At 52.8% G+C, this 6,492-nt stretch carries 7 protein-coding genes; 2 read left to right on the plus strand and 5 right to left on the minus strand.

Translation table 11 applies throughout. The features are described from left to right. The first annotated feature begins 116 nt into the window (after nucleotides 1-116). Entirely contained in the window at nucleotides 117-1,352 is a 1,236-nt protein-coding gene (locus tag HMPREF2959_RS01715; RefSeq protein WP_070696293.1) for a M23 family metallopeptidase, read from the plus strand. A gap of 361 nt (nucleotides 1,353-1,713) precedes the next feature. Here the strand turns inward: HMPREF2959_RS01715 and HMPREF2959_RS01720 are convergent, their stop codons facing one another. The 4 genes from HMPREF2959_RS01720 to HMPREF2959_RS01740 all read right to left on the minus strand — a co-directional run bounded on the left by HMPREF2959_RS01720 (nucleotide 1,714) and on the right by HMPREF2959_RS01740 (nucleotide 3,828). After that, the gene (locus HMPREF2959_RS01720; RefSeq protein WP_002216871.1) at nucleotides 1,714-2,196 is read right to left on the minus strand and encodes an acyl-CoA thioesterase; all 483 of its coding nucleotides are present in this window, start codon (nucleotides 2,194-2,196) and stop codon (nucleotides 1,714-1,716) included. Nucleotides 2,197-2,348: 152 nt separating this feature from the next. After that, nucleotides 2,349-2,510 (minus strand): hypothetical protein, encoded by a 162-nt coding sequence (locus tag HMPREF2959_RS11790; RefSeq protein WP_070696295.1) that lies wholly within the window; start codon nucleotides 2,508-2,510, stop codon nucleotides 2,349-2,351. Between the two features lie 73 nt (nucleotides 2,511-2,583). Further along, nucleotides 2,584-3,045: a recombination regulator RecX gene (gene recX / locus HMPREF2959_RS01735; RefSeq protein ID WP_002232729.1), complete on the minus strand. Its 462-nt coding sequence runs from the start codon at nucleotides 3,043-3,045 to the stop codon at nucleotides 2,584-2,586. A 72-nt stretch (nucleotides 3,046-3,117) separates the two neighbouring features. Beyond that, complete coding sequence (locus HMPREF2959_RS01740) at nucleotides 3,118-3,828, minus strand: phosphoglycolate phosphatase (protein WP_002216874.1); 711 nt, start codon at nucleotides 3,826-3,828, stop codon at nucleotides 3,118-3,120. A gap of 406 nt (nucleotides 3,829-4,234) precedes the next feature. Between HMPREF2959_RS01740 and HMPREF2959_RS01750 the strand changes: the two genes are divergently transcribed. Continuing rightward, a complete protein-coding gene (locus tag HMPREF2959_RS01750) occupies nucleotides 4,235-5,500 on the plus strand; it encodes a Glu/Leu/Phe/Val family dehydrogenase (protein ID WP_002212944.1) in 1,266 nt (421 codons plus the stop codon). A 57-nt stretch (nucleotides 5,501-5,557) separates the two neighbouring features. On the opposite strand, the gene HMPREF2959_RS01755 is transcribed toward HMPREF2959_RS01750, so the two are convergent. After that, complete coding sequence (locus HMPREF2959_RS01755) at nucleotides 5,558-6,364, minus strand: DUF4198 domain-containing protein (protein WP_002212946.1); 807 nt, start codon at nucleotides 6,362-6,364, stop codon at nucleotides 5,558-5,560. Nucleotides 6,365-6,492 lie beyond the last annotated feature (128 nt).

The raw sequence follows: 6,492 nt of genomic DNA on the forward strand, positions 1-6,492 counted from the left end.
CTTGTCCTGATTTTTGTTAATCCACTATACCGTCGGGCTTTGCGCTTGAGAAGAACGCGCATTTTTATTATGATATACCGCATTCAGGCTATATATCGGAACATGAAGGTTATCTTATGTTGAAACAAACGACACTTTTGGCGGCTTGCGCCTCCTTTGCCGCACTGTTGGGCGGTTGTGCTACCCAGCAGCCTGCCCCCGTCATTGCAGGCAATTCAGGTATGCAGGACGCGCCGTCTTCGGCAGTTTACAACAACCCCTATGGAGCAACGCCGTACAGCCCGGCTCCTGCCGGCGATGCGCCTTATGTGCCGCCGGTGCAAAGCGCGCCTCCTGCTTATGTTCCGCCGTCTGCACCTGCCGTTTCGGGTACATACGTTCCTTCTTACGCACCCGTCGACATCAACGCGGCGACGCATACTATTGTGCGCGGCGACACGGTGTACAACATTTCCAAACGCTACCATATCTCTCAAGACGATTTCCGTGCGTGGAACGGCATGACCGACAATACGTTGAGCATCGGTCAGATTGTTAAAGTCAAACCGGCAGGATATGCCGCACCGAAAGCCGCAGCCGTAAAAAGCAGGCCCGCCGTACCGGCTGCCGCGCAACCGCTCGTACAGTCCGCACCCGTCGACATCAACGCGGCGACGCATACTATTGTGCGCGGCGACACGGTGTACAACATTTCCAAACGCTACCATATCTCTCAAGACGATTTCCGTGCGTGGAACGGCATGACCGACAATACGTTGAGCATCGGTCAGATTGTTAAAGTCAAACCGGCAGGATATGCCGCACCGAAAACCGCAGCCGTAGAAAGCAGGCCCGCCGTACCGGCCGCCGTGCAAACCCCTGTGAAACCCGCCGCGCAACCGCCCGTGCAGTCCGCGCCGCAACCTGCCGCGTCCGCTGCGGAAAATAAAGCGGTTCCCGCGCCCGCCCCGCAATCTCCTGCCGCTTCGCCTTCCGGCACGCGTTCGGTCGGCGGCATTGTTTGGCAGCGTCCGACGCAAGGTAAAGTGGTTGCCGATTTCGGCGGCAACAACAAGGGTGTCGATATTGCAGGAAATGCCGGACAACCCATTTTGGCGGCGGCTGACGGCAAAGTGGTTTATGCCGGTTCAGGTTTGAGGGGATACGGAAACTTGGTCATCATCCAGCATAATTCTTCCTTCCTGACCGCGTACGGGCACAACCAAAAATTGCTGGTCGGCGAAGGCCAGCAGGTCAAACGCGGGCAGCAGGTCGCTTTGATGGGCAATACCGACGCTTCCAGAACGCAGCTTCATTTCGAGGTGCGGCAAAACGGCAAACCGGTTAATCCGAACAGCTATATCGCGTTCTGACTTTCTGCCTGAAATCAAGTTGGAAATGCCGTCTGAAAGGTTTTCAGACGGCATTTTTGTTTTTGGCGGCTGTGTTTTCAAATCATTCAGAAGGGACGGGGCATATAAATTTGTTTGACTGTGTTTGGGTATAGTGGATTAACAAAAATCAGGACAAGGCGACCGAAGCCGCAGACAGTACAGATAGTACGGAACCGATTCACTTGGTGCTTAGCACCTTTAGAGAATCGTTCTCTTCGAGCTAGGGCGAGGCAACGCCGTACTGGTTTAAATTTAATCCACTATATTTGCTTGATTTCATCCGTTTGCAATGGAAACGGATGGCGCGATGTGCCTGTCTTTCAGACGGCATAGTCCGCCGTCAGCAGCCGCAGGACATGTCTTCAGAGGCTTGCAGGCTGATGTCTCTGCGTTTTTTGGCTTTTTCGTAGCGGCAGCGTTGGCGGTCGGTCAGGATTTCCAGCGGAGGGACAGGGACGGGTTTGCCGTCTTTGACCGCAACCATCGTGAAGTAGCAGCTGTTGGTGTGGCGGATTTCGCCGGTGCGGATGTTTTGTGCTTCGACACGGATGCCGATTTCCATCGAGGTGCGTCCCGTGTAGTTGACAGCGGCGTAAAAGGTAACCAAATCGCCGATGTGGATGGGTTCTTTAAACAGGACTTTGTCAACCGACAGGGTAACGCAATAATTGCCGCTGTAACGGCTGGCGCAGGAATAGGCGACTTGGTCGAGCAGGAGCAGGAGTTCGCCGCCGTGTACGTTGCCGCTGAAATTGGCGGTGTCCGGCATCATCAGTTCGGACATAATGAGTTCGTGGGAAGGCAGTTGGCGTTGTTGTGTCATAGTGTACCTGTTTTAAGAAAGGGTGTTTTGAAATGGGTGTGGGAAAATTTTAGGGAATGGGGAAGTGGAATTCAAGCTAAAAAAAGCTATGATGGGATAGTCTGCCGAAATGGACCGCCGATGCCGTCTGAAGCCTTCAGACGGCATTTTGTTTAGGAAAGCCAAAAACGGAAGACTAGGAAAAACACGAGTGCCAACACGCCTGCCCAAACGATGAGCATGAATCCGGCAACTGCCTGCCCCATGCGGTACACGGGGTTCTTGCGTTCGTCCTCAAGGAGGGGGTTATGATTTTTTTCGGGTTGTCCGGACATTTTGTTCTCAATCGGAAAAGTTGGAAACGGGCGTAAGGTTATGTTGCCGTGCAAAAAGATTCAAGAAGGAAGGTCAGCAGCCGTCTTCCCAATTTTCGTCCCAAGCGTGTTTCAATGCCGTCTGAACGGTATCGGCATCGAATCCGCGATAGGCGAGGAAACGCGCCTGTTTTTGTTTTTCTTTGAGGTCGGCGGCGGGGTGTTTGAATTTTTTACGCAACACGGCTATGGCGGCCAGTTTTTCGCTTGAGCGGTCGGGAAGCAGGTTGCGGCTGGTTTCTTCATCTATGCCCTGTTGCGCCAAAGCCTGTTTCAGCCTCAATGAACCGTGTTTGCGGCTTTTGCTGCGGATATAGGCTTCGGCATAGCGCAAATCCGACTGCCAGTTGCGTTCGGCAAATTCGTTTAACACGTTTTCCAACTCCTCTTCGCTTTCGGCGTGCGGTGCAAGTTTGCGTTTCAGACCGATGCGGCTGACTTCTTGGCGCGAGAGGATGTCCATCGCGCGGGCGCGTAGGGATTTTTGCGGTTTCATGGCGGCGGTTTCGGCACGGAAAGATTCAGACGGCATGGGAAACGGATTCCGATGCCGTCTGAACAGATTGTTTTATTCTTCGTCTTTATTTTTCTGCGGTTGCAGGTTTTCGTAAATTTCGGGCAGCGAGCCGATAATCCAGTCGGGGCGGGTCGCATCGTCTTGCGAGAGCAGCGTCATATCGCCGTAACCGAAGGTAACGCCGACGCTCAGGCAGCCGGCGGCTTTGGCGGCGATGATGTCGTTGCGCGAGTCGCCGACCATAACCATGTTTGCAACATCGATACCCAAAACTTCGGCGGCATGCCGCAGCGGCAGGGGGCTGGGTTTTTTCTCGGGCAGGCTGTCGCCGCCGAGTATCAGGCTGAAGTAGTCGGCAAGTCCGAGCTGTTTCAACAGTTCGACGGCAAGGATTTCGTTTTTGTTGGTAATGACTGCCAGCGGGATGCCCAAAGATTTGAGCAATGCCAGCCCGGCTTCGGTTTCGGGATAGGGGCGGGTGAAGACGCTCAAATGGTCGCGGTAGTATTTCATATAGGACACGAAACCTTTTTCCCACAGTTCGGAATCGGCTTCGCGGTCGCGGTCGTTGGTGAGGACGCGGTGAACCAGTTTGCCGATGCCGTCGCCCACATAGCTTTCGACCACTTTGGCGGGCAGCGGTTTCATACCGAGTTGCTCCAACATCGCTTCTGCGGCGGCGGCAAGGTCGGGGACGGAATCGCACAGTGTGCCGTCCAAATCGAAGGCGACGGCTTGGACGTGTTCGATGGCTGCATTCATAATCTGATTTCCTGTCGGGTTGAAAGGGTTTATTTTAACATCGTTTGCACAGGGCTTCTAATGTATAGATTGTTAACAATCGCAACAGGTTTTGCAGGCGGTGTTTTCGGATTTCGGGGCGGAATCGGGCAAGGGTTTGAAATCCCGGCGATGTTCCAATTAAATTTTTAAAAAATAAAAGGATGCCTATATCTTTATTTAATTTGACATTTATTTTTCGGACGCGCGCGCTGCTTTTTCAGGCGGAGTCCGGGCTGATTCCGTGCGGCTTGAAAAATAAAATCATATATAGATTAATCAAATCGGGCTTATGCCGACTACACGCTATTACATTTTGTCGGGAAATTGGTTATAGTAATGAGCGAAATGCACGCCCCTGAAAATCTTTTTGTGAAAAGGAAGCAAAATGTCTGAAGCCCTTGCAAAAGAAACCCTCAATCCGTTTGAAATCGCGCGCAAACAGGTCAAAACCGCCTGCGACCGGCTGAAAACCGATCCGGCCGTTTATGAAATCCTGAAGAGTCCGACCCGCGTGTTGGAAGTCAATTTCCCCGTCAAACTCGACGACGGCACGGTCAAAACCTTCACGGGCTACCGTTCGCAACACAACAACGCCGTCGGCCCCTATAAAGGCGGCGTGCGCTTCCATCCCGGTGTGAATCTGGACGAAGTCAAAGCCCTGTCGATTTGGATGACCATCAAATGCTGCGTGGCCGGCATTCCTTACGGCGGCGGCAAAGGCGGCGTTACCTTGGATCCGCGCGATTATTCCGAGGCGGAACTGGAACGCATCGCCCGCGCTTATTCCGAAGCCATTTCTCCGCTGATCGGCGAAAAAATCGATATTCCCGCCCCCGATGTGAACACCAACGGCAAAATTATGTCGTGGATGGTGGATGCTTATGAAAACGTGGTGAAACATTCCGCACCGGGCGTATTTACCGGCAAACCGGTCGAGTTCGGCGGCTCTTTGGCGCGTACCGAAGCCACGGGTTACGGCGTGAACCTCGCCGCCGTCCAAGCCTTGGAAAAACTGGGCAAGGACGTGAAGGGTGCCACTTACGCCATTCAAGGTTTCGGTAATGTCGGTTACCACACAGGTTATTACGCGCATCAATCCGGCGCGAAAGTTGTTGCGGTTTCTACTGTTGACGTTGCCATTTACAACGAAAACGGCTTGGATATGGAAGCTTTGTTTAAAGAGTTCCAAGAAAAAGGCTTCATCACCAACGAAGCCGGTTACGGCAAGGAAATTACCAACGCCGAACTTTTGGCTTTGGATGTGGACGTACTCGCCCCTTGCGCGCTGGAAAATCAACTGACTTCCGAAAACGCCGGTAAAGTCCGCGCGAAAATCGTGGTTGAAGGCGCAAACGGCCCGACTACGCCCGAAGCCGACGTTATTTTGCGTCAAAACGGCGTATTGGTCGTGCCCGATATTTTGGCGAACTGCGGCGGCGTGGTGGTATCTTATTTTGAATGGGTACAAAATCTGCAAGGCTATTATTGGGAGTTTGACGAAGTTCAGGAAAAAGAAACCGTCGTCCTGCGCCGTGCGTTCCGCGATATATGGAACTTGGCGCAAGAGTATGATGTCGATTTGCGAACCGCGTCTTACATGATGAGTATCCGCCGTGTTGAAAAAGCGATGAAGCTGCGCGGTTGGTATTGATGTTTGAACAAAAAATGCCGTCTGAAGCCTTCAGACGGCATTTTTGTGCGGGCGGGATTAATGGTGCGAATGGCCGATTTGGAAGGTTAAAGTCGAGTAGTTCGCCTGTTTTTGGCACACGCTTTGATCGGGGAAGTCGGCTTTGTGTTCGACATTGGCTTTCCAGAAGCCTTGGCGCAAGGGGATGATGTCCACTTCGCCTTTGTCGTCTGTGCTGTCGGAGAAAGCCTGTGCTTCGGTTTTGTGCGTTTTGCTGCGGTCGCTGGTGTCGAAGCCGTCAAAGGTGGCGGTAACGGTGGCATTGGGCAGCGGTTCGCCACGGAACAGAACGCGGACTTTGAAGCGTTCGCCTACGTGAATGTTGGCGGGATTGTCCAGCGGGACGATTTCCAAGTTTTGTCCGACCGGTTTGGTGATGATGGCGGTGTCCGCGCTTTCGTGTCCGACGTTGACGATGTTTTTGCCGAACATTCGGGTTTGTTCGCAATAGCTTGCGTCAGGCATTTCTTTGATGCCCGCCTGTTTCCAGCCTGCTTTGTTTTTTGACCAGAAAGTAGGCTGATATTCGGCGATGACGAGGTAACTGCCGTCCTTAACGGGACGGTTGCTTCGGTACTGGTAGTTGTATGTGCCGCGTTGAATCATGTTTTCCTTGCCTTTTTCGGTAACCAGCTGCATCGGTTTGCTGAAGATGTGCAGGCGGTCTTTGGCGATGGGTTCGAGTTCGGGAAATTCGCCGTAGCCCAAGTCGGCTTTAAGGTATTCGCCGCCGTGCGTGTGGGCGGTTTCGACCCAGACGCGGTGGGCGTGGGCGGATGTGGCAAATAGGGCGGAAACGGCGAGCAGTGTCAATGTTTTCTTCATGGTGCAGCCTTTGTCTCGTGTGGGTTAAAGATTTTGTTATGTTATAACAAAATAGGTATCGTGTGAAGACGGATTTGCTGTCTGAAAACTGTCTTTTTGTATAGTGGATTAACAAAAACCAGTACGGC

The organism is Neisseria sp. HMSC070F02 (assembly GCF_001814225.1).
GTDB lineage: Bacteria > Pseudomonadota > Gammaproteobacteria > Burkholderiales > Neisseriaceae > Neisseria > Neisseria meningitidis.

Bases quoted from the DNA above. Each gene is read 5' to 3' on its own strand.
- HMPREF2959_RS01715 (WP_070696293.1), top strand. From the start codon at position 117: ATGTTGAAACAAACGACACTTTTGGCGGCTTGCGCCTCCTTTGCCGCA.
- HMPREF2959_RS01750 (WP_002212944.1), top strand. From the start codon at position 4,235: ATGTCTGAAGCCCTTGCAAAAGAAACCCTCAATCCGTTTGAAATCGCG.
- HMPREF2959_RS01720 (WP_002216871.1), bottom strand. From the start codon at position 2,196: ATGACACAACAACGCCAACTGCCTTCCCACGAACTCATTATGTCCGAA.
- recX (WP_002232729.1), bottom strand. From the start codon at position 3,045: ATGAAACCGCAAAAATCCCTACGCGCCCGCGCGATGGACATCCTCTCG.
- HMPREF2959_RS01740 (WP_002216874.1), bottom strand. From the start codon at position 3,828: ATGAATGCAGCCATCGAACACGTCCAAGCCGTCGCCTTCGATTTGGAC.
- HMPREF2959_RS11790 (WP_070696295.1), bottom strand. From the start codon at position 2,510: ATGTCCGGACAACCCGAAAAAAATCATAACCCCCTCCTTGAGGACGAA.
- HMPREF2959_RS01755 (WP_002212946.1), bottom strand. From the start codon at position 6,364: ATGAAGAAAACATTGACACTGCTCGCCGTTTCCGCCCTATTTGCCACA.